At 74.7% G+C, this 21,162-nt stretch carries 12 protein-coding genes; 10 read left to right on the top strand and 2 right to left on the bottom strand.

The window, feature by feature from the left end; translation table 11 throughout:
• The gene (locus AB0O40_RS18345; protein WP_365042171.1) at nucleotides 1–414 is read right to left on the bottom strand and encodes a hypothetical protein; all 414 of its coding nucleotides are present in this window, start codon (nucleotides 412–414) and stop codon (nucleotides 1–3) included.
• Nucleotides 415–827: 413 nt separating this feature from the next.
• Between AB0O40_RS18345 and AB0O40_RS18340 the strand changes: the two genes are divergently transcribed.
• Complete coding sequence (locus tag AB0O40_RS18340) at nucleotides 828–1,301, top strand: ricin-type beta-trefoil lectin domain protein (RefSeq protein ID WP_365042168.1); 474 nt, start codon at nucleotides 828–830, stop codon at nucleotides 1,299–1,301.
• 156 nt (nucleotides 1,302–1,457) lie between these two features.
• Here the strand turns inward: AB0O40_RS18340 and AB0O40_RS18335 are convergent, their stop codons facing one another.
• Complete coding sequence (locus tag AB0O40_RS18335; RefSeq protein ID WP_365042166.1) at nucleotides 1,458–1,796, bottom strand: hypothetical protein; 339 nt, start codon at nucleotides 1,794–1,796, stop codon at nucleotides 1,458–1,460.
• A gap of 412 nt (nucleotides 1,797–2,208) precedes the next feature.
• Here AB0O40_RS18335 and AB0O40_RS18330 point away from each other — a divergent pair, with 412 nt between their 5' ends.
• From AB0O40_RS18330 to AB0O40_RS18290, 9 genes are all read left to right on the top strand, one after another.
• The gene (locus AB0O40_RS18330; protein ID WP_365042163.1) at nucleotides 2,209–2,340 is read left to right on the top strand and encodes a hypothetical protein; all 132 of its coding nucleotides are present in this window, start codon (nucleotides 2,209–2,211) and stop codon (nucleotides 2,338–2,340) included.
• A gap of 136 nt (nucleotides 2,341–2,476) precedes the next feature.
• The gene (locus AB0O40_RS18325) at nucleotides 2,477–3,694 is read left to right on the top strand and encodes a helix-turn-helix domain-containing protein (RefSeq protein ID WP_365042160.1); all 1,218 of its coding nucleotides are present in this window, start codon (nucleotides 2,477–2,479) and stop codon (nucleotides 3,692–3,694) included.
• A 320-nt stretch (nucleotides 3,695–4,014) separates the two neighbouring features.
• Nucleotides 4,015–6,003 (top strand): non-ribosomal peptide synthetase, encoded by a 1,989-nt coding sequence (locus AB0O40_RS18320; RefSeq protein ID WP_365042157.1) that lies wholly within the window; start codon nucleotides 4,015–4,017, stop codon nucleotides 6,001–6,003.
• An 84-nt stretch (nucleotides 6,004–6,087) separates the two neighbouring features.
• Complete coding sequence (locus AB0O40_RS18315) at nucleotides 6,088–9,159, top strand: beta-ketoacyl synthase N-terminal-like domain-containing protein (RefSeq protein WP_365042154.1); 3,072 nt, start codon at nucleotides 6,088–6,090, stop codon at nucleotides 9,157–9,159.
• A complete protein-coding gene (locus AB0O40_RS18310) occupies nucleotides 9,156–9,902 on the top strand; it encodes an alpha/beta fold hydrolase (RefSeq protein WP_365042151.1) in 747 nt (248 codons plus the stop codon). The genes AB0O40_RS18315 and AB0O40_RS18310 overlap by 4 nt, the downstream gene beginning before the upstream one ends.
• A gap of 75 nt (nucleotides 9,903–9,977) precedes the next feature.
• Nucleotides 9,978–14,720, top strand: coding sequence for an amino acid adenylation domain-containing protein (locus AB0O40_RS18305; RefSeq protein ID WP_365042148.1), 4,743 nt, complete (start codon nucleotides 9,978–9,980; stop codon nucleotides 14,718–14,720).
• 34 nt (nucleotides 14,721–14,754) lie between these two features.
• Nucleotides 14,755–16,119 carry an MFS transporter gene (locus AB0O40_RS18300; protein ID WP_365042145.1) on the top strand — a complete coding sequence of 455 codons (1,365 nt, stop codon included), beginning with the start codon at nucleotides 14,755–14,757 and terminating at the stop codon, nucleotides 16,117–16,119.
• Nucleotides 16,116–17,171: a TauD/TfdA family dioxygenase gene (locus AB0O40_RS18295; protein WP_365042143.1), complete on the top strand. Its 1,056-nt coding sequence runs from the start codon at nucleotides 16,116–16,118 to the stop codon at nucleotides 17,169–17,171. The genes AB0O40_RS18300 and AB0O40_RS18295 overlap by 4 nt, the downstream gene beginning before the upstream one ends.
• Nucleotides 17,171–21,127 carry an amino acid adenylation domain-containing protein gene (locus tag AB0O40_RS18290; protein ID WP_365042140.1) on the top strand — a complete coding sequence of 1,319 codons (3,957 nt, stop codon included), beginning with the start codon at nucleotides 17,171–17,173 and terminating at the stop codon, nucleotides 21,125–21,127. The genes AB0O40_RS18295 and AB0O40_RS18290 overlap by 1 nt, the downstream gene beginning before the upstream one ends.
• Nucleotides 21,128–21,162 lie beyond the last annotated feature (35 nt).

Below are 21,162 nucleotides of genomic sequence, written 5' to 3'. Positions count from 1 at the left end.
TTAGGAGTTCCAAGGGCGGACGGGCCGTCCCAGCACCTCTTCGAACCAGTCTGCGCACCGCCGGGCGAGGTCTTCGGCGGTGCCGGAGGCCTGGAGGAAGTCCCGGTCGGGTGACGGGTGGAGGTTGAAGAGCTGGTCGCAGACCCTCCCGGCCCGCACGTGGGTGCCGTGGAAGTGCACCGCCCACTCGCCGCGCACCGCTCTGCGCGCCTCATCGACGAGTGTGACGTGGACCAGGAGCGAGGAGTCGTCCTCGGGCCGTCCGACCTGGCTGGGGGTCCATGGCACGCGCCAATCGGCGGCGCGGGCCCGCAGGGCTTCCAGGAAGGCCAGTTCGGTCTCGTCGAAGTCCCACGGCTCCTCGCCGTACTCCTCGGGGTCCTCGACCTCGAACCAGGTGTTGTCGGTGTGCACGGGGAGACCTTAGCGCCGTACCGCGCGGCGTCGGCCGGGCGGACCGGCCAGGGCATTTCGGCAGCGCTGGGCTGCGAAAAATCGCGGCGTCCGGAGCGTGATTGATTTCCGGACGAATTCGTGGTGTCGAATCGTTTATTCAGAAGTTTTCAGCCTCGCGGGACGTGCTGTGTTCCGATGAAATTAACCACTGCGCCATCGAGGAACGTTTCGCCAGGTTTCTGCAGGTAGATGGCCTTGGTGTGATGATCCGGCGATCCGGATACTGGTCGGTTCGGGCGAACTGGGCTAGAGGGTTAACGGCCGCCTCCGCCGTGCTGATATCAATTCTCCTGCGCTCGGATCCGCGCCGAATCGAATCCCGATTTCGGCCGCGTGGAAACACGTCGGCCTTTGCGAGAACGGAAATCCGCATGATGGGAATGACCCTCCGCCAGAACGTCGCCGTCGCTGCGCTGGCCCTGGCCGCGGCCCTGCTTCCCTGCGGCACGGCGGGCGCGGCCGCGCCGCAGGCCGCCGTCCCCGGCCGGTACTGCCTGGCCAACGCATGGGGGACGCCGAACATCTCCTCGAAGCCGTGCGACCCGGCGGACCGCGGTCAGCACTGGGTCGTCTCGGGCAACCAGATCGCGCTGGCCGGCGACCGCAACTACTGTCTGGCCAACGCCTGGGGCACCCAGGGCGTCTCCACCAAGCCGTGCAACCCCAACGACCAGGGGCAGTACTGGAACGTGGCGGGCCAGCAGATCGCGCTCACCCTCGCCCCGGCCTACTGCCTGGCCAACGCGTGGGGCACGCCGAACGTCGGCACGAAGCCGTGCGACGGGGCGGACCAGGGCCAGAAGTGGGTGGTCTTCAACGACCAGATCAGCCTCGCCGCCGCCTGACCGACCGGCGCTGCAAACAGCCGTAGATAGCTGAGGGCCCGCCCCGGGGACTGTGCGCCGGGGCGGGCTCTGCCGTTCCGGCGTGCCGGCGACCGTACTGCGGGGCGGGCGCGCACCGCGCCGCCGTACTCGCGGTACGTCGCCCGAAGCCGCCGGTTACGCGGACTGTTCGACCGTGCTGGTGCCGCTGCCCGCCCGGGACTCCCAGGTCCACGTCTCTTCGAGGCGGAGCCGGCCGTCGGGGAGTTCGACGACGAGCGAGGTGCAGTGGCCCGAGGCGGTGGTGTCGTCGGAGCGGAGCTGGACGTAGCGGAAGTCCAGGGTGTCGCCCGCGCGGGTGCCCACGAGGAACCCCCGCGTGACATCGCCGCCGGCGTACTCGGCCCATATCCGGGCGCCCTCCTGGTGGTAGGTGAACCGGGTCCGCCGGCCGACCTGGCCCGGGGCCTGGTCGGCCACCGGGAAGAAGACGAGGCCGTCGAGCGAGCGTGTCATCAGGTGCTCCTGCGTCGGAAGGATGCCGGAGCCGGGTCCGACTCCCGCGCCGCGACCAAGATCCCGGCTGCACGCACCCTAACGGGGGCGGCGCCGGAGGGGCCGCGGTGAGTCTGGCCCCGCCCTCTTCGCCGGTGCGGTGCGGTGCGGTGCGGTGCGGGCGTCCGGTCCGGTCCGGTTCGACGCCCCTCCGACTCCCCGCGGCCCTGCACCGACAGGTGGATTACCCGGCTAGGCACAGCCGTGCCAAGACTTGCCAAGTTAGGCAAGTTACTTCGGTGGGATCTTGCCAATCTCTGTCCTGGCTGGATAGTCTCTGGATGTCCGGGCGGGAACATCGCCCGGGGCATCGGGCGGGGGCCGGTTGGCGCTGTCGCTCGACGCCGCAGCTCCAAACCGAAAGATGAACGTCATGCGCTACCTGCTCCGGGCCACCTTCGGCCTGACCGTCCTGCTCTCCGCCATGCTCGCCATGCAGGCGACCGAGGCCCAGGCGCAGCCGGCGCACACGGTCGTCGTGGCCTCCGAGATCGGCTGGCCGTAGCCCGCCCCAGCGGTGGTGAGCTGGAGGTTTGCCAGATGATGCCAACCTTGGCAACAATGGCAAGGTGCTGGGGTCGGGGACCCGACCCGACAAGCGGGGGTGGTCATGTCAATCGAGAGTTGAAGAAGGGGCGGCGATGTCGCTTCAGCAGCCTGAGTTCGGGGCGCGCCTGCGTGAGCTCAGAGTCAAACTCGGACTCTCCCAGCAGCAGTTGGCCGGGGAAGGCCTCTCCGCCGGGTACCTCTCCCGACTGGAGTCGGGGGCGCGACCGCCCACGGCGCGGGCGATCGAGTACCTCTCCGAGCGCCTGTCCGTCAGCCCCGACACCTTCAAGGGGACGGTCGTCGACCCGGTCGCGCAGGCCGTGACCGCCGCCTCCGCCACCGAGGACCAGGCCCGGGCGGTGCACCTGCTGGAGACCGCACTGGCGACGGAGTCCGACGGGGACGACGCGGCCGTGCGCTGGCAGGCCCTGCGCCTGCTCGCCGAACACCATCGGCAGCGGGGCGCCGGCGACCTGGAGCGGGACAACCTCGTCCGGATGGTGCGGCTGTCGGACCGTTTCGACGTACCCGAGGCCCGCGCCTACTCTCGGCTCCACCTCGCGCGCTGCGAACGGGCGCTCGGGCAGATGGAGAAGGCCCACGAGACGGCCCGGGAGGCGCTGGCGATCACGACCGAGCACGACCTGCCGCCGGGTGACCGGGCCGGCGCCCTGATGGTGCTGATCTCCACCGAGGTGGCGGTCGGCGACCTGGCGGAGGCCCAGGCGCACGCGGTCGAGCTCGAGGAGATCGCAGACCGGGGCGGCGAGGTGCTGCACGCCGAAGCGCTGTGGACCGCAGCCCACGTCAACCTGCGCAACAGCGACTACACCGGCGCCGCCGAGCGGCTGGACAAGGCCCTGGCATCGCTGGACAGCCGTACCAACCCACTGCTCTGGCTGCGACTGCGGCTCGCCGCGGCCTCGCTGAGCCTGCAGATGTCCCCCCGCCGGCTCGAGGCCGCCGAGCGCTGCCTCGCCGAGGCGGCGCCCGCGATCGACCTCATCGGCACTCCGCTGCACCGTCAGGAGCACACCCTGCTGACGGCCCAACTGAACTTCCAGCGGGACGACTTGGACGAGTCCCGCAGGCTGCTCGACAGCCTCGACGAGCAGGACCTGCTGCTCGCCTACCAGGACCGCCTGGCCTGGGACGTCCTGCGCAGCCAGCTGCGCATCCTCGGCGGCGAGCGCACCCAGGGCATCGAGGGTCTGCGCCGTCTGGCCGAGGAGGCCGAGGGCCGAGCCAACGTGGACCTCTCGAAGGAGATCTGGCGCGCGCTGGCCGAAACCCTGGCACGCGTCCAGTAGTCGCCGGCGGCGGCCGAGTCGGTGGCCGCCGCCTTTCCAGACAGTCCCCGGCGACGGGTGCCACCCGCGCCGCCTTCCAGCAGGGCCCGTCCGGGCAGGTTTCCGGGCGGTGGCCCGGCCCCGCCCTGCCCGGAATCGGTCCGAGGCAGGAGCGCTGAGCGCCCCCCCCGGCGGGCCGGCCGACGGCGGCCGGCTGCCGCGGCGAGGGCCCCTCACCCGTGCGCCGGCCCGGCGGCATGCAACGCACCGGGCATCCCACTCATTTCTCAGCGATCCCGCCGCCGGCGGGACGATCACACCTGCCTCAGGGGAGAGACGTCATGCAGGATCTGGAGTCGGCGACCGGCACCCCGTCCGGGATCTGGGAACTCTTCGAAGCCGCCGTCGCGGCGCACCCGGACCGCGCGGCGGTCGTCGACCCGGGAGCCGGGATCAGCCTGACCTACCGCGAGTTGGCGCGGGCTGCCGCCGAGCAGTCGGCCGCCCTGGTGCGGGCCGGAGTGGGCCCGCGGGACACCGTCGCGCTGTCCCTGTCCCGGTCGGCCGCGGAGACGGTCGCACTGCTCGGTGTCCTGCGGGCCGGTGCCGGGTACGTGGCCGTCGACGCGGAGCAGCCGCCGGCGCGGCTCGGGCGGATCCTCGAGGTCGGCGCGCCCCGTGCGGTGCTGGCCGAGGCCGGCGCCGCCGAGAGGATCATGGGGTCTGCCCCGGCCGGCTGCGTGGCCGTCGAGGTGTGGACGCCCTCCGCCGCGGACCCCGCGGCGCCGGTTCCGCCCGCGCACCGCGCCGCGGGCGACGACCTCGCCTACGTGAGCTTCACCTCGGGTTCGACCGGCCTGCCCAAGGGGGTCGCAATCCCGCACCGGGCCGTGGTCCGGCTGGTCGCCGAGCCCGACTACGTACGCTGCGGGGCCGGTGAGCGCTTCCTCCGACTGGCGCCGCTCGCCTTCGACGCGTCCACGCTCGAGGTCTTCGCTCCGCTTGCCAACGGTGGCACGCTGGTCGTGCATCCGGCAGGCGTCCCGGGCCCCCGGGAGATCGCCGACTTCCTCCGGACCGAGCGGATCTCGGTGCTGTGGCTGACGGCAGGCCTGTTCCGGCTGGTCGTGGACCTCGAGCCGACGGCGTTCGGCCAGGTCCGGCAGGTGATCACGGGCGGTGACGTGGTCCCGGTCGAGCAGGTGCGCCGCCTGGTCGAGCGCTACCCCGGGCTGCGGGTGACCAACGGCTACGGTCCGACCGAGAACACCACCTTCACCACCGTCCACCACGTCGACTCGGCCGCGGACATCGACGAACCACTGCCGATCGGCCGTCCGATCAGCGGCACGACCGTGCACGTCCTGGACGCCGCCGGCGCCCCGGTCGCCGACGGCGAGGTCGGCGAGCTCCACACCGGCGGCCTGGGGCTGGCCCTCGGGTACCTCGGTGCCGGCGAGCAGGAGCAGGCCGCATTCGGAGCCGGCCCCGGCGGCGAACGCCTGTACCGCACCGGCGACCTGGTGCACTGGGACGCCGCGGGGCGGCTCCGGTTCGTCGGCCGCCGGGACGACCAGGTCAAGATCCGCGGTTTCCGGGTGGAGCCCGGCGAGATCGAGCGCTGCCTGGCCGAGCACCCCGAGGTCGGGGACTGCGTGGTGACGGTCGTCGGTGAACACGCCGCCGACAAGCGGCTGCTGGCCGCGGTGGTGGCCCCGGCCGACCTGCTGCCCGCCCTGCGGACGTGGGTCGCGGATCGGCTGCCGGCGCACTCCCGGCCGGCCCTCTGGACGGCGGTCACGGCGCTCCCGGTCACGGCCAACGGCAAGGTGGACCGGCGCGCCCTCGAACGGCTGGCCCTCGGAGGCGCGGCGGCCGGGGCGGCGGCCACGGCCCCGCCCGCCACGACGACCGCCGCGCCCGGCACGGGCACGGGCCTGCCGGCGGCCGGCACCGGCCTGCCCGCCACGCCGACCGGCCTCCCCGCGGCCGGGACCGGTCTGCCGGCCGCCGGGACCGGCCTGCCCACCCCGGCACCTGGCCTGCCCGCCGCCGGCACCGGCCTCCCCTCCGCCGGTGGGCTGGAGCGTCGCATCCAGCAGGCCTGGCTGGAGGTGCTGGGCCTGGACCACTGCGGCCTGGACGACGGCTTCTTCGACATCGGCGGCGACTCGATGCTGCTCGCGCTGCTCTCCGGCCGCCTCCAGCAGGACCTGAGCGTCGAGTTCGCGACCGTGGACCTCTTCCGGTACCCCACCATCCGGTCCTTCGCCGACAGCATCCGGCCCAAGATGGCCGCACAGGCCGCCGGGCTCCCCGGCCACTCCTGACCCATCCCGCTCCGTACACCGCCGTGGCCGCGCCACGGCGGCCCCCGCCCTGCCCTTCCCACCCCGTCCAGTGAGGCAAAGCTCGTGTTCCCAACAGATTCCCGCGGGTTCGACATCGCGGTCATCGGCATGGCCGGCCGGTTCCCGGGCGCGGCCTCCATCGACGAGTTCTGGGAGAACGTCCGGCAGGGCCGGGAGACCATCGCCCAGTTCGCCACCGACGAGCAGAAGGGCCGGACCGTCACCGGCGGCCACCCGGTCGGTGCGAAGGGGGTCCTCGACGACGCCGACCGGTTCGACGCCGGGTTCTTCGGCCTGAGCCCGCGCGACGCCGCCCTCACCGACCCCCAGCAGCGGGTCCTGCTGGAATGCGCGCACACCGCCCTGGAGCACGCCGGTTGCGACTACCAGCGGTACTCCGGTGCGATCGGCGTGTACGTCGGCGGCTCGCAGCCCGACTACCTACGGCGCAACCTGCTGCCCAACCGTGAACTCGTCGCGGAGATGGGTGAGTTGTCGCTCGCCCTGGCCAACGAGCGGGACCACCTGGCCACCCGCATCTCCTACGCCCTGGACCTGCACGGCCCGAGCCTGAACGTGCAGACCGCCTGCTCCTCGTCGCTGGTGGCGATCGTCACGGCCTGCCATGCGCTGCTCGCCCGGCAGTGCGACGTGGCGCTGGCCGGCGGAGTCAGCGTCACCCTGCCGCTGCGCGGCGGTTACCACTACGAGCCCGGCGGCATCACCTCGCCGGACGGCCACTGCCGCAGCTTCGACGCCCGGGCCCAGGGCACCGTACCGGGCAACGGCGTCGGCGCCGTGGTCCTCAAGCGCCTGGCCGACGCCCTCGCGGACGGCGACCACGTACACGCCGTCATCAAGGGCGGTGCGGTCAACAACGACGGCGCCCTGAAGGTCGGTTACACCGCTCCCAGCGTGGACGGCCAGGCGCGGGTCATCGCCCAGGCCCAGGCCGCCGCCGGGGTCGCCCCTGACACCATCGGATACCTGGAGACCCACGGGACCGGGACCCGGCTGGGCGACCCGATCGAGGTGGCGGCCCTGACCGAGGCCTTCCGGGCGGGGACGGACCGCACCGGTTTCTGCGCGCTCGGCTCGGCGAAGCCCAACATCGGACACCTCGACGCGGCGGCCGGCGTGGCCGGCTTCATCAAGGCCGTGATGGCACTGAAGGCCGCCGAACTCCCGCCGCTGCCGCATTTCGAGCAGCCGAACCCGATGCTCGACCTGGACCGCACCCCCTTCTACGTCACCACCGAACGCCGGCCGTGGGAGTCGGAGGGGCCGCGCCGGGCGGGCGTCAGCTCCTTCGGCATGGGCGGCACCAACGCCCACGTCATCCTGGAAGAGGCGCCCGCCGAGGCGCCGCGGACCGGGACGCCGGAAGCGGTCGTCCTGCCGCTCTCGGCCCGCTCCGGCGAAGCGCTCGCCGAGGCGGCCCGCCGCCTCGCCGACCGGCTGGACGCCGACCCGGACCTCCAGCCGGCCGACGTCGCCCGCACCCTGCAGACCGGCCGGCGCGAGTTCGGCGTACGGCGGTCCGTGGTCGCGGCCTCCCGCACCGAGGCGGCCCGCGCGCTGCGCGAGCAGCCCGCGGACCCGGACGTGGCGGTCGACGCGGTCGTCGGCACGGCCTTCGCCTTCGCCGGCCAGGGCAGCCAGTACCCCGGCATGGCCCGGCAGCTCTACGCGGGACGGCGGGAGTTCCGGGAGCTGGTCGACGAGTGCGCCGAGGCCTTCCACCCCGAACTCGGCCTGGACATCCGCACGCTGCTGCACCCGGCCGGCCACGACGAGGCGGCGGCACAGCGGCTGGCCCGCACCGACCTCGCGCAGGCCGCCCTCTTCACCGTCCAGTACGCCCTCGCCCAGCAGCTCATGGCCCTCGGCGTGCAGCCGGCCGCGCTGGTCGGCCACAGCCTCGGCGAGTACACCGCGGCCTGTCTGGCCGGCGTCCTCGACCTCGCCGACGCCGTCCGGCTGATCTCCGTCCGCGGCCGCCTCATCAGGCAGCTGCCGCCCGGCGCCATGCTCGCGGCCCGGGCCGGTGTCGAGGTCCTGCGGCCGTTGCTGGGCGATGGGGTGGAGATCGCCGCCGTCAACGCACCCGAGGCGGTGGTGCTCAGCGGTCCGACCTCGGCCGTCGCGGCGGTCCGGGACCGCCTGACGGCGGCCGGCATCGAGGCCCGCCCGCTGCAGACCTCGCACGCCTTCCACTCCGCGGCGCTGGACCCCGTCCTCGCGGAGTTCGCCGCAGAGGTCGGGCGGATCACGCTGAGGGCGCCCGAGATCCCCCTCGTCTCCACCCTCACCGGTACCTGGGCGACGGCCGAGGAGATCACCGACCCCGCCTACTGGGTGCGCCAGCTCCGTGAACCGGTACGGTTCGGCGACGCCGCGGCCACCCTGCTGGCGGCCGGCGACCTGCTCGTCATGGAGGTCGGCCCCGGCGGCACCCTGGCCGGCCACCTGCGCGCCGTACCGGGCCGCCGCCCCGGACACCGCATCACCCACGCGCTCGGGCACCGCTCCGACCAGCGCCCCGACCGGGAGACGCTGCTGGCCGCCGTCGGCCAGGCCTGGACGGCCGGGGCCCGCGTCGACTGGGCCGCGGTCGGCCCGGACCAGGACGCCCGCCGCACCCCGCTGCCCGGCTACGCCTTCGAGCGGCAGCGCCACTGGATCGAGGAGCCGGCCGCCGTCCCGCGCCCCGCACCGCCCGCCCCCGCCCCGGCCATCGCGCCGCCCGCCCCGTTCACCGCATCCGCGGCCGCCGCATCGCCCCGGCCCACCGCGGGCCTCAGCACCGAGGACCGGATCGGCGACTGGGTCGCCGAGATCTGGTCGCGGATGCTCGGCGTGGAGCGGATCGGCCGACAGGACAACTTCTTCGACCTCGGCGGACACTCCCTGCTGGCGACCCGGCTCGCCGCCCGCCTCTCGGACGAGCTGCAGGTCCCCCTCTCCGTCGCCGACGTCTTCGACCACCCCTCGGTCGGCGCCCTGACCGCGGTCGTCGTCGCACGCGCCCCGGAGACCGGCTTCCTGGAGCAGATGCTGGAGATCCGGGACGAGATCGCGGCCCTCTCCGACGAGGAGATCGCCGACCTGATGACCGAGGACGACCACCGATGACCGGCCCCTGCGCACCGGACCGATGGCTCAAGTGCCTCGCCCCCCGACCGGATGCCAGGCTGCGCCTGATCGTTGCCCCCTACGCGGGAGGTGCGGCCGGAGCCTTCCACGGCTGGGTGGCGGCCATGCCGGCCGACGTGGAGGTGTGGGCCTTCCAGCTGCCGGGCCGCGAGAACCGGCTCGCCGAGCCGGCGCTCCGCTCCCTGGCGGAGCTCATCCCGCCGATGGCCGACGCCCTGACCCGCCTCGACCCCGAGCCGTACGTCCTCTTCGGGCACAGCATGGGCGCCCTGCTCGGCTACGAGCTGTACCAGGCGCTGGCCGCCCGGGGTGCCGCGCTGCCCGAGCGGCTGGTCCTCTCCGGATGCGCCTCACCCGCGGCGGCCTTCGAGCGGCCGCTGCTGCGCGCGGGCACCGACGAGGAGATCGTGCACTGGTTCCGTGAACTCGGCGGGATGCCCCGGGACGTGGACCCCGAGCTCGTCCGCCTGATGCTGCCGACCCTGCGGGCCGACATCGAGGTCTGCACGACCCACGTCCACCGGCCCGGACCGGCCGTCGACCGCCCGGTCACCGCGCTCGCGGGGCTGGCCGACCCGGTCGCCACCCCCGACCGGGTGGCCGCCTGGGGCGCGCTGGTCTCCGGCGCCTTCGAGACCGCGACCCGGCCCGGCGGCCACATGTTCGTCCAGGCGCCCGACTTCCCCGCCTTCCTCGCCACGCTCCTGCTGCCCCGGCGCTGAGTGCGCGGCCCCCTGCCGGGGCAGCCCCCGCCGCACCGCACCCCATCGACCGACGCCCGTACGGAGGGTGATCCCATGCTCGACCAGCCCCAACCCGAGACCCGGCCGCAGTCGCCGGACCACCGGGCCGCGGCCGCGCCCCGCCGCCCCGACCTGGACGCCGTACGCCGGCAGCTGCTCGCCCGCCGGGCCGGCGCCTCCGCCGTCGAGCGGGTGCCGGGCGTGCCGCGTCGCGAGGCGGCCGGGGACGTGGCGCTGTCCGCGGGCCAGCGGCAGCTGTGGCTCGCCGACCAGTGGCTGTCCGGCCCGGGGCGCTACCACCTGCCGATGGTGTGGCAGTTGCGGGGCGTGCTGGACACGGCTGCCCTGGAAGGGGCGCTGACGCGTGTCGTGGCCCGCCACGAGGCGCTGCGGACCACCTTCCCGCTGGTCGATGGCGAGCCGGTGCAGCGCATCAGCCGCACCGCCGACCTGCCGCTGGCCCGTACGGATCTGAGCGCGCTGCCCTCCGACCGGCGGGCCCAGCGGCTCCGGGACCTGCTGGCGGCCGAGACCACGGCCCCCTTCGACCTGGCCGCGGCGCCGGCGGTGCGCGCGCGTCTGGTGCGGTGCGCGGACCAGGAGCACGTCCTGGTGGTGACGCTGCACCACATCGTCACGGACGGCTGGTCGATGGGGGTGCTCTGCGAGGAGCTGTCCGCCTGTTACGGGGCCGCGGCCGAGGGCCGGGAGCCGGCCCTGCCCGAGGTGCCGGTGCAGTACGCGGACTGGTCCCAGTGGCAGCACGGGCGCCTGGCCCAGCCCTGGGCGGCCGAAGCCCTCGCCCACTGGCGCACCGCCCTCGCCGGGCTCGACCCGCTCCAACTGCCCGCCCAGCGGTCCGCGTCGGCCGGGGAGCCCGCCCGCGCCGCGCTGCTGCCGGTGACGCTGCCCGCCGACCTGGTGGCGCCCCTCCAGGCGCTCGCCCGGACCGAGGGCACCACGCTCTTCACCGTCCTGCTGACCGCCTACCAGGCCCTGCTCAGCCGGCTCAGCGGCCGCCACGACATCGCCGTCGGCACGCCCATGGGCAACCGCGAACAGCCCGAACTGGCCCGGACCATGGGCTACCTCGTCAACACGCTGCTGCTGCGCACCGACTGCTCCGGCGACCCCACTTTCCGCGAACTGCTGCGCCGGACCCGCGCCACCGCGCTGGGCGCCTACACCCACAAGGAACTCCCCTTCGAGAAGGTCCTCGAAGGGATCGGCGGCGCCGGCGACCGGCCCCCCGTCCAGGCCTGGTTCAACCTCCTCCAGCAGGCGCCGCGCCCGCCGCGGCTGACCGGTCTGGAGGTCACCGAACTCGAGGTCCACCAGGGCGCCGCCACGGCCGACCTCGCCGTCAACCTGTGGCCGACCGGCCAGGACGGCCTGGCCGGCTACCTGGAGTACGACACCGAGCGGTTCGACGAGGCGGCGGCCGGGCGCCTGGCCGGGCAGTTCGCGGCCCTGCTGCGGCACGCGGCCGAGGACGCCGACTGCGCGCTGGGCCGGCTGCGGCTGCTGGCGCCGGCCGAGCGGGCGGCCGTGCTCGCCCTGGGCGAAGGCCCGGCCTGCCCCGGCCCGGCCCCCCTCTTCACGGACGTCTTCCGCAGCCGGGTCGCCGCCACCCCCGACGCCCTCGCCCTGGTGACCCCCTCGGACCGGTACACCTTCCGGGAGCTCGACACCCTGGCGGACCGCACGGCGGACACGCTGCGCCGCGCCGGCGTCCGGCCCGGTACGGCGGTGGGCGTCTGCGCGGGCCGGACGGCCGCCCAGGTCGTCGCGCTGCTCGCGGCGCTCCGGATCGGCGCCACCTACCTGCCGCTCGACCCCGAGTACCCGGTCGACCGGCTCGCCCACATGATCGGTGACAGCGGCGCCCAGGTCGTGGCCACGGCGGCGGGCGGCTCCGTCCCCGGCTTCACCGGCCGGATCATCGAACTCGACCTCACGGGGGGCACCGCCTCCTCGGCCGTACCGGACCGCGCTCCCCGCGAGGCCGGCCCCGACGACCCGGCTTACCTCATCTACACCTCGGGCTCCACCGGGCGGCCCAAGGGCGTGCTGGTCACGCAGCGGGCGCTCGCCGCCCACCTGGCGCGCCTCCAGCAGCGGACCCCCCTCACCCCGGCCGACCGGGTCCTGCAGTTCTCCTCCTTCTGCTTCGACGCCTCCCTCGACCAGATCCTCGCCCCGCTGGCGGCCGGCGCCTCGGTGGTCCTGCGGGACGCGCCCTGGGGACCCGAGGAACTGCTGGAGCAGGTCGCCCGCCACCAGGTCACGCTGGTCAACGTCCCGCCGGCGTACTGGCACGGCCTGCTGCGCACCGTCGAGGACGGCAGCGCCGCCCTGCCGCCGAGCGTGCGCCGGGTCGTCCTCGGCGGCGACACCCTGGCGCCCGCCGACGTACGGCTCACCCAGCGGCTGATGCCCGGCCTCGAACTGATCAACATCTACGGGCCCACCGAGGCGACCGTGGACTCCACCCTGTACGAGGTCCCCCAGGGGTGGGCGGGGGAGCGGGTGCCGATCGGCCGGCCGCTGCCCGGCACCCGGGTGCGGATCCTCAGCGAGGGCATGGAGCCCCAGCCGGTCGGAGCCGTGGGCGAGTTGTACATCGGCGGCACCGCCCTGGCGGCCGGCTACCACGGCCTGCCCGACCGTACCGGCGAGGCCTTCGTCGAGGACCCGTTCGGAACCGGCCCCGAGGAGCTGCTGTACCGCACCGGCGACCTCGGCCGCTGGCACCCGGACGGCACCGTCGACCTGCTCGGCCGCCGCGACGCCCAGCTCAAGATCCGCGGCTTCCGCATCGAACCCGGCGAGATCGAGACCGCCCTGCGCGCCCTGCCCGGCGTACGGGAGGCCCTGGTGGCCGTGCACGGCGACACGCCCGCGGAGCAGCGGCTGGTCGGCTACGTGGTCGCCGACGGGGCGCCCCCGGCCACCGGCGCGCTGCGCGACGGCCTGCGCGCCACCCTGCCGTCCTACCTGGTGCCGACGCAGTTCGTGCTGCTCGACGCCCTGCCGGTGGGCGTCAACGGCAAGCTCGACCGACGGACCCTGCCGGTGCCGGCGGAGCGCGCCGCCGGGGAGCGGGCGCCCGAGGGCTCCCGGACGCCGGCCGAGGAGCGCATGACCCGGCTGTGGGAGACGGTCCTGCGGACCTCCGGGATCGCGGTGGACGAGGACTTCTTCGGCCTGGGCGGGACCTCCATCACCGCCATGCGGCTGGTCTCGGCGGTCAACCGGGAGTTCGGCACCCACCTGGCGGTGCGGGCCGTGTTCGAGGCCCCCACGATCGCCGAACTCGCGCGCCGCGTCGGCGCGCCGGCCGAAGCCGCCGTGGCGGCGGTCTCGCGCCGCCCCGCGGCCGGGGACGCGCCGCTCTCGGCGGGCCAGCGCCAGATGTGGCTGGCGGACCAGTGGCTGACCGGGCCCGGCCGCTACCAGCTCCCGATGGTCTGGCGGCTCCGCGGCCCCCTCGATCCGGCCGCGCTCGACCGGGCCCTGGCGCACCTGGCCGCCCGGCACGAGGTCCTGCGCACCAGTTTCCCGCTGGTCGACGGCGAGCCCGTGCAGCGGATCGACCCCACCGCCCGGATCAGCCTCACCCGCACCGACCTCGGTTCCCTGCCCCCCGACGAGCGCACCGCACGGATGCGCGACCTCCTCGAAGCGGAGACCACGGCGCCGTTCGACCTGGCCGCCGCACCCCCGCTGCGCGCCCTGCTGATCCGATGCGCCGCCGACGAGCACGTCCTGGCCCTGACGATGCACCACATCATCACCGACGGCTGGTCCATGGGCCTGTTCTGCGAGGAACTGTCGGCCTGCTACCGGGCCGAGGCCCAGGGCCGGCGTCCCGACCTGCCCGACGCGCCACTCCACTACGCCGACTGGTCACAGTGGCAGCACCACCGCCTCACCCAGCCCTGGGCGGCCGAGGCCCTGGCCTACTGGCGCACCACCCTCACCGGCCTGGGACCGCTGAACCTGCCCGCCCCCGCCGGGGCCGACCCGGTACCGTCCGCCCGCGGCGCGCTGCACGAGTTCACCATCGAGCCGCGGCTGCGCGCCGCACTCGAGCCGCGGCTGCGCGAGAGCGGCACCACGCCGTTCATGTTCCTGCTCGCCGCCTACCAGATCCTGCTCGGCCGCCTCTGCGGCCAGCACGACATCGCCGTCGGCACCTCGGCGGCCAACCGCGAGCAACCCGAACTCGCCCGCGTACAGGGCTTCTTCGCCAACACCCTGCTGCTGCGCACCGACTGCTCCGGCGACCCGACCTTCCGCGAACTGCTGCGCCGGACCCGCGCCACCGCGCTGGGCGCCTACGCCCATCAGGAACTGCCCTTCGAGAAGGTCATCGAGGAGGTGCGGGACCCCGCCTGGGGAGCGGGCGGCCCGCCGGTCCAGGCGTGGTTCGGATACACCGACGCGCCCGCCCTGCCGCTGCAACTGCCCGGTACCGAGACGGAGGCGCTGGGCGTGGACGACCTGCCGGCCAGGCTGCCGATCCGGCTCGACCTGGCGGACCGCGACGGCCAGATCGAGGGCCTGATCCACCACCAGGTCGACCTGGTCCCCGCCACCACGGCCGCCGCCCTGGCCACGGACCTCAGCACCCTCCTGGGAGCCGTGGCCGACGATCCGGACCTGCGGCTCTCGGCCCTGCACGACCTGCTCGGCCGCGCCGAGGCCGCCTCCCGCAGCCGGGCCAGAGCGGCACTGGGCGACCGGATGTCCGGCTCCCTCGCCGCCGTCCGCCGCCGACGCAACCAGCCGTGAACCGCCCCCACGACGATCAGACAGGAAGGCCGACATGACCTCCACACCCCGGCTGTGGGGCGGTGAACTACTGCGGCACCGGGACTTCCGGTTCCTCTGGGGCGCCCAGGCGGTGTCCCTCCTGGGCAGCCAGGTCACCCTCCTGGCCCTGCCGCTCACCGCGGTGACGGTGCTCGACGCCGGCCCCTTCGAGACCGGCCTGCTGGGCACCGCCGAACGCCTGCCCTACCTCTGCTTCGGCCTGCTGGCCGGCGTCTGGGTCGACCGGCTGCGCCGCCGGCCCCTGCTGGTCGCCGCCGACCTGGGCCGGGCCCTGCTGATGCTCACCATCCCGGTGGCCTCGCTGCTCGGCGTCCTGGGCATGGGCCAGCTCTACGCCGTCGGCTTCCTGGTCGGGCTGCTGGCCGTGCTGTTCGACGTGGCGCACCAGTCGATGCTGCCGAGCCTGGTCCGCCGCGACCAGCTCCTGGAGGGCAACAGCAAGCTGGAGTTCACCGGCTCGACCGCGGACCTGGCCGGCCCCGGCGCGGCCTCGCTCCTGATCGGCCTGCTGACCGCACCGGTCGCGATCGTGGTGGACGCGGTCTCCTACCTGGCCTCCGCACTGCTGCTGAGCGGGATCGCGGCCGAGGAACCGCCCGCCGCACCGGCCGCCGAGAAGCGGTCGCTCACCGCCGAACTGCGCGAAGGCCTGGCCTGGGTGTCCCGGCAGCGGCTGCTGCGCTGGGTGGCGCTCACCGGCGCGGTCGGCAACGTCTTCATCCACGCCATGCTCGCGGTGTTCTTCCTCTTCCTCCTCAAGGAACTGGACCTCGGTACCGGCGGCGTGGCCGCGGTGGTGATGACCGGGAGCATCGGCGCGATGTGCAGCCTGGCCCTGCTGCGGCCGCTCACCGACCGGATCGGCACCGGCCCCTCGCTCATCGGCTCGACCCTGGCCACGGCGGCGGGCGTGTGGCTTCTCGCCCTCGCCGGCCGCGGCCCGGTCCCGGCGCTGGCCGGCGCCGCCGCCGCGAACTTCGTCTTCATGCTCAGCTTCCCGCTCTACAACGTGACCTCACGCCTGCTGCGGCAGTCCGTGACCCCCGACCACCTGATGGGGCGGGTCAGCTCCATCATGCGGACGGTCGTCTGGGGCACCATGCCGATCGGATCCCTGCTCGGCGGCGCCCTCGGCTCCCTCCTCGGCCTCCGGGCGGCGGTCCTCGCCGCCGCCTGCGGCCTGCTCGTCTCACCCGTCCTCCTCGCCCTGTCCCCGCTGCGCGCCCTGCGCACCCTGCCGGAACACCCCGCGACGGAGGACCACGAGCCGCCCGCCACGGCCGGCGACGACGGCACGACCGCCGCTCGTCCACACCCTGACACCGCTTCCCCTGCACTCGAGAGGGCAGTTCAGTGACACAACCGACGCTTCCCAGGACCACTCCGGGCACCCCGCTGGCGGGAGCCCGCCGCCGGGTCGCCGCCCCCGCCGCCGACCGCCTGGTGACCGTGGAGCCGGGCGGCCCCGCCGACCTGCCGCGCGTCCTGCGGTCGGCCGCTCCAGGACTCGACCTGGCGCAGTGGCTGCGGCAGAACCGCGACGAGGTCCACCGCCACCTCGACGAGCGGGGCGCGGTGCTGTTCCGCGGCTTCCCGGTGGCCGCCGCCGAGGGACTGGAGCAGCTGGTCACCGCGCTGTCCCCGGCCACCCTCGACTACGTCTACGGTTCCACCCCGCGCAGCCGCGAGTCGGCCGGCGTGTACACCTCCACCGAGTACCCGGCGGACCAGACCATCCCGCAGCACAGCGAGATGGCGTACGCCAGCACCTGGCCGATGAAGCTCTGGTTCCTGTGCACGGTGGCGGCCCCCGAGGGCGGCGCCACCCCGCTGGCCGACAACCGCAAGGTCTTCGCCCGGCTCGACCCGGCCCTGCGCGACCGGTTCACCGAGCACGGCGTCATGTACGTGCGCAACTACGGTGCGGGTCTCGACCTGCCGTGGCAGCAGGTGTTCGAGACCACCGACCGCGCCGAGGTCGAGCGGTTCTGCCGCGGGGCCGGCATCGAGTACCGCTGGCTGGACGAGGACCGGCTGCGCACCCGGCAGGTCTGCCAGGCGGCGGTGCGCCACCCGCGGACCGGCGAGTGGGCGTGGTTCAACCAGGCCCACCTCTTCCACCCGTCGAACCTGGGCCCGGAGGTCCGCGAGACGCTGCTGGCGACCTTCGCCGAGGAGGACCTGCCGCGCAACGTCGTCTTCGGCGACGGCAGCCCGATCCCCGATGCCGACCTGGCCGAGATCAGGGCCGCCTTCGAAGCCGAGACGGTCGCCGAGCCCTGGCAGTCCGGCGACGTGCTGCTGGTGGACAACATCCTCGCCTCGCACGGGCGCCAGCCCTATGCGGGGCCGCGCAAGGTGCTCGTCGCGATGGCCGAGCCGTTCGGAAACACCCAGGGGGAGAAGTGATGGAGAACGCAACGACCGCCACCGGTGAGGGCTTCCGCGTCTCGCCGCAGCAGCAGCACGTCTGGCAGCAGGCCGGCGCGCTGACCGGCGCGGACGCCACGCCGTGGGTGTGGTGCACCGTGGTGCTGGACGGCCCGCTCGACGCGGCACGGCTGGAGCGGGCGGTGGCCGTGCTGACGGAGCGCCACGAGATCCTGCGTACGACGGTGGAACGCGCGCCGTCCCTGGTCCTGCCCGTACAGATGATCGCGGAGGGTGCCGCGGCGCCGGTCGAGCACGTGGACCTGGCGCACGTCCCGGCCGACGAGCGGCCCGCGGAGCTGGCCGCCCACCTGGACAAGGTCTCGCTCCGCTGGTTCGCCGCCGGCCCGGGCCCGCAGCTGCGCACCGTGCTCTTCGGGAACGGGGACCGGGCCGCCACGCTGGCGCTCGGCCTGCCCGCGCTCCTGGGCGACACCCGGAGCCTGGTCCTGCTGGCGGACGAGCTGCTGGACGCCTACGCCGATCCCGCCACCGGCGCCGACGCGGAGCCGCTGCAGTACGCCGACCTCGCCGAATGGCTGCTCCAGCTGCTCGACGACCCGGAGACCGCCGAAGGACGGCGGTTCTGGACCACGGCCGGGCAGCAGGCCCCCGCAGCGCCCTTCCCCTTCGAGCACGCCGCGCCGGCGGGCGACGAGCGCCCGGCGCCCGCCCACGCGCTCGAACTGCCCGCGGCCGTCCAGGCGGCGGTCGGGGCACGCGCCGCGGCCCTGGGCATCTCCGTCGCGGACCTGCTGCTGACCGTCTGGCAGGCGGTGCAGGCCCGGTTCGCCGACCAGGAGTCCGGCACCACCGGGCTGATCACCGACGGCCGCAGCGTCAGCGACCTGGCGACCGCGGTCGGGCCCCTGGCCCGGACCCTGCCGGTGCGCTGGGACACCGCCGCCCAGCCGGCGCTCTCCGCCGCGGCCCGGGCCGCGGCGGACGCGGTCGCCGAGGCCCGCGCGCACGAGAACTTCCACCTCCCGCCGGCCGACTCCGCACCCACCTACGGCACGGCCTTCGAGTTCGTCGAGCTGCCGCCGGCGCGCGAGGTCCACGGCCTGACCGCGGCCCTGCGCTCGGTCGGCGGCACCGCCGCCCCGCGGACCCTCACGGCGACCTGGGTGCGCCGGGGCGACCTGCTGTCCCTGCGCCTGACCGCACCGCACACCTTCGGGCCGTACGAACTGGCCCTCCTCGCCGAGGCCTACACCGCCGCCCTCGCGGCGCTGGCCGACGGCACCGACCTCGAGCTGGCGGCGCTGCCGCTGACCGCCGGTACCGTCGAGCAGCCCGCCGGCCGGTTCCCCCAGGAGCACACCGCGGGCACGCCGGTGCACCTGCGCGTCGCCCGGCAGGCCGCGCTGACCCCGGACGCCGAAGCCCTGACCGGCGCCGCCGAGCGGCTCACCTACCGGCAGCTGGACGACCGTGTGCAGGCGCTGGCCGCCCACCTCCAGTCCTTGGGCGCCGAACCCGGCGAACGGATTCCGCTCCTCCTGCACCGGGGTACCGACGCGGTGGTCGCCATGCTCGCCGTGCTCACGGCCGGCGGCTGCTTCGTGCCCGTCGACCCGGAACAGCCCCGCGAGCGGCTGGCCTTCGTACTCGCCGACACCGGCGCCCGCTTCGTGGTGACCGAGCCGGGCACCGAGGGCCTGCTCCCCGAGGACGGCCCGCGGGCCGTGTCCGCCGTGCAGCCGGCCACGGCCGCCCGGGCGGAGGCGCGCGAGTCCGGCGCCGCCTACGTCATCTACACCTCCGGCACCACCGGCCGCCCCAAGGGCGTGGTGGTCGGCCACGCGCAGCTGTCCCACTACACCGACGCGGCGGCGGACCGCCTGCCCCTCGGCCCGGCGCCCCGCTTCGCCCTGGTCTCCACGCTGGCGGCCGACCTGGGCTACACCGCGCTGCTGGCCGCGCTGTGCTCGGGCGGCGCGCTGCACGTGGTCGACCAGGACACCGCCACCGACCCCACCGCCCTGGGCGAGCTGATGCGGACCGAGGGCATCGACTGCCTCAAGATCGTGCCCTCCCACCTGACGGCACTCCTCACGGCCGCCGCCGACCCCGCCGCCCTGATCCCGCGCCGGCTCCTGATCACCGGCGGCGAGGCCTGCACCTGGGCGCTGCTGGACCGGGTCGCCGAACTGGCCCCGCACTGCGCGGTGGTCAACCACTACGGCCCGACCGAGACCACCATCGGCGTCAGCGCCCACCGGGTGGACGGCGCGGAGCTGGACCGGCGCTGCGCGGTCGTCCCGCTCGGCCCCGCGCTCGGCGGCAACGCACTGCACGTCCGGGACGAGGCGCTGCGGCCGCTGCCGGACTGGGTACCGGGCGAGCTGTGCGTCAGCGGCCCCGGCCTGGCCGAGGGCTACCTCGGACAGGACGAGCTGACCGCCCAGCGGTTCGTCGAGACCGCCGGCCCGGACGGCACCCCGGTCCGCCTGTACCGCACCGGCGACCGGGTGCGGCGCCTGCCCGACGGCACCTTCGACTTCCTGGGGCGGACCGACGACCAGATCAAGATCAACGGGTTCCGGGTCGAACTCGGCGAGATCGACGCGGCCCTGCGCTCCCACCCCGGCGTCCAGGACTGCTTCGTCCGGCCCGTCACCGACCCGCACGGCGCCAACCGCGTGATCGGGTACCTGGTGACGCCGACCGCGGACCCCTCGGACGCCGAGCTGCGGCAGCACCTGCGGGACCGGCTGGCCGAACAGCTCGTCCCCGGCGCCTTCGTACGGCTCGCGGCGCTGCCCCGCACCCCCAACGGCAAGGTCGACCGGGCGGCGCTGCCCGAGCCGGCCCACCAGGCGGCCGCCACCACGGTCGGCCCCCGCAACTCCGTGGAACTGGCGCTGCTCACCATGTGGGAGGAACTGCTGGACCGCAGCGGCCTCAGCGTCACCGACGACTTCTTCGACGTCGGCGGCCACTCCCTGCTCGCGGTCAAGCTCACCGTCCGCATCCACAAGGAACTCGGCCGCAAGCTCGCCCTCTCGGAGATCTTCGAGGCCCGCACCGTGGAGGCCATGGCCGCCCTGCTGCGCCGCCAGGAGGCCCGCACCGCGCGCCACAAGCTGCTGGTCCAGCTGAAGGCCGGAGCGGGACGCAAGCCCCTGTTCCTCTTCCACGGCGGCCGCGGCAGCGCGGTCTGGGCCGCGGAACTGGCCCGCGCCCTGCCCGCCGACCGCCCCGTGCACTGCCTGGAGGCCCCCGGCCTGGACGGCACCGAAGAACCGGTCGCGGACCTGCGGGCGATGGCCGAGCGCTACGTCGCGGCGATCCGCGCGGTCCAGCCCAGCGGCCCGTACCTGCTGGGCAGCCGCTGCCTGGGCGGCATGTTCGCGCACGAGGTCAGCCGCCGGCTCGCCGAACAGGGCCAGGAGACGGCCCTGCTGGTCCTCATAGACAGCCCGGCCCCCAACCCGCGGGCCCTGGAGGAGATGGAGAGCGGAACCAGCAACGACCCCTTCTGGACCGGCCTGGAGGAGTCGACGCTGCTGCACCGCTTCGCCGCCCAGTACGGGCTCGACCCGGCCCTCCCCGAGGCCGGCAGCGCACCGGAGGCCGAGCGGCAGGCCCTGCTGCTGGCCGAACTGCGCACCCACGGCCTGGTCGAGCCGGACGCCGGACCGCAGGAGCTGGAGAGCATGCTCGGCGTCTACCGCAGCAACCTGCGCGCGGTGCGCGAGTACGTCCGCTCGTACGCCGCGCAGGGCACGCAGGCCGGGCCGACGGTGATCTTCCGCAGTGAGGACTCCCGCACCGCCCCGGAACACGACGCGCTCGGCTGGGACGAGGTACTGCCCGAAGAGCCGGCCCTCGAAGTGCTGCCCGGCGACTACCACACCCTGATCGCCCCGCCCCGGGTCCAGGCCCTGGCCGACGGCATCCACCGTGCGCTGGAGTCGCGCGGCCTGTGACCGGCCGCCCCGGGCCCGGCCGATCGGCGATCGGC

It is taken from the genome of Streptomyces sp. NPDC089919, from assembly GCF_040684615.1.
Classification (GTDB): domain Bacteria; phylum Actinomycetota; class Actinomycetes; order Streptomycetales; family Streptomycetaceae; genus Streptomyces.
This window is presented reverse-complemented; position numbering and strand designations above follow the sequence as displayed.

Excerpts from the sequence above, each read along its gene's own strand:
- AB0O40_RS18305 (WP_365042148.1), top strand. The coding sequence starts at position 9,978 with ATGCTCGACCAGCCCCAACCCGAGACCCGGCCGCAGTCGCCGGACCAC.
- AB0O40_RS18300 (WP_365042145.1), top strand. The coding sequence starts at position 14,755 with ATGACCTCCACACCCCGGCTGTGGGGCGGTGAACTACTGCGGCACCGG.
- AB0O40_RS18330 (WP_365042163.1), top strand. The coding sequence starts at position 2,209 with ATGCGCTACCTGCTCCGGGCCACCTTCGGCCTGACCGTCCTGCTCTCC.
- AB0O40_RS18310 (WP_365042151.1), top strand. The coding sequence starts at position 9,156 with ATGACCGGCCCCTGCGCACCGGACCGATGGCTCAAGTGCCTCGCCCCC.
- AB0O40_RS18325 (WP_365042160.1), top strand. The coding sequence starts at position 2,477 with ATGTCGCTTCAGCAGCCTGAGTTCGGGGCGCGCCTGCGTGAGCTCAGA.
- AB0O40_RS18335 (WP_365042166.1), bottom strand. The coding sequence starts at position 1,796 with ATGACACGCTCGCTCGACGGCCTCGTCTTCTTCCCGGTGGCCGACCAG.
- AB0O40_RS18320 (WP_365042157.1), top strand. The coding sequence starts at position 4,015 with ATGCAGGATCTGGAGTCGGCGACCGGCACCCCGTCCGGGATCTGGGAA.
- AB0O40_RS18340 (WP_365042168.1), top strand. The coding sequence starts at position 828 with ATGATGGGAATGACCCTCCGCCAGAACGTCGCCGTCGCTGCGCTGGCC.
- AB0O40_RS18290 (WP_365042140.1), top strand. The coding sequence starts at position 17,171 with ATGGAGAACGCAACGACCGCCACCGGTGAGGGCTTCCGCGTCTCGCCG.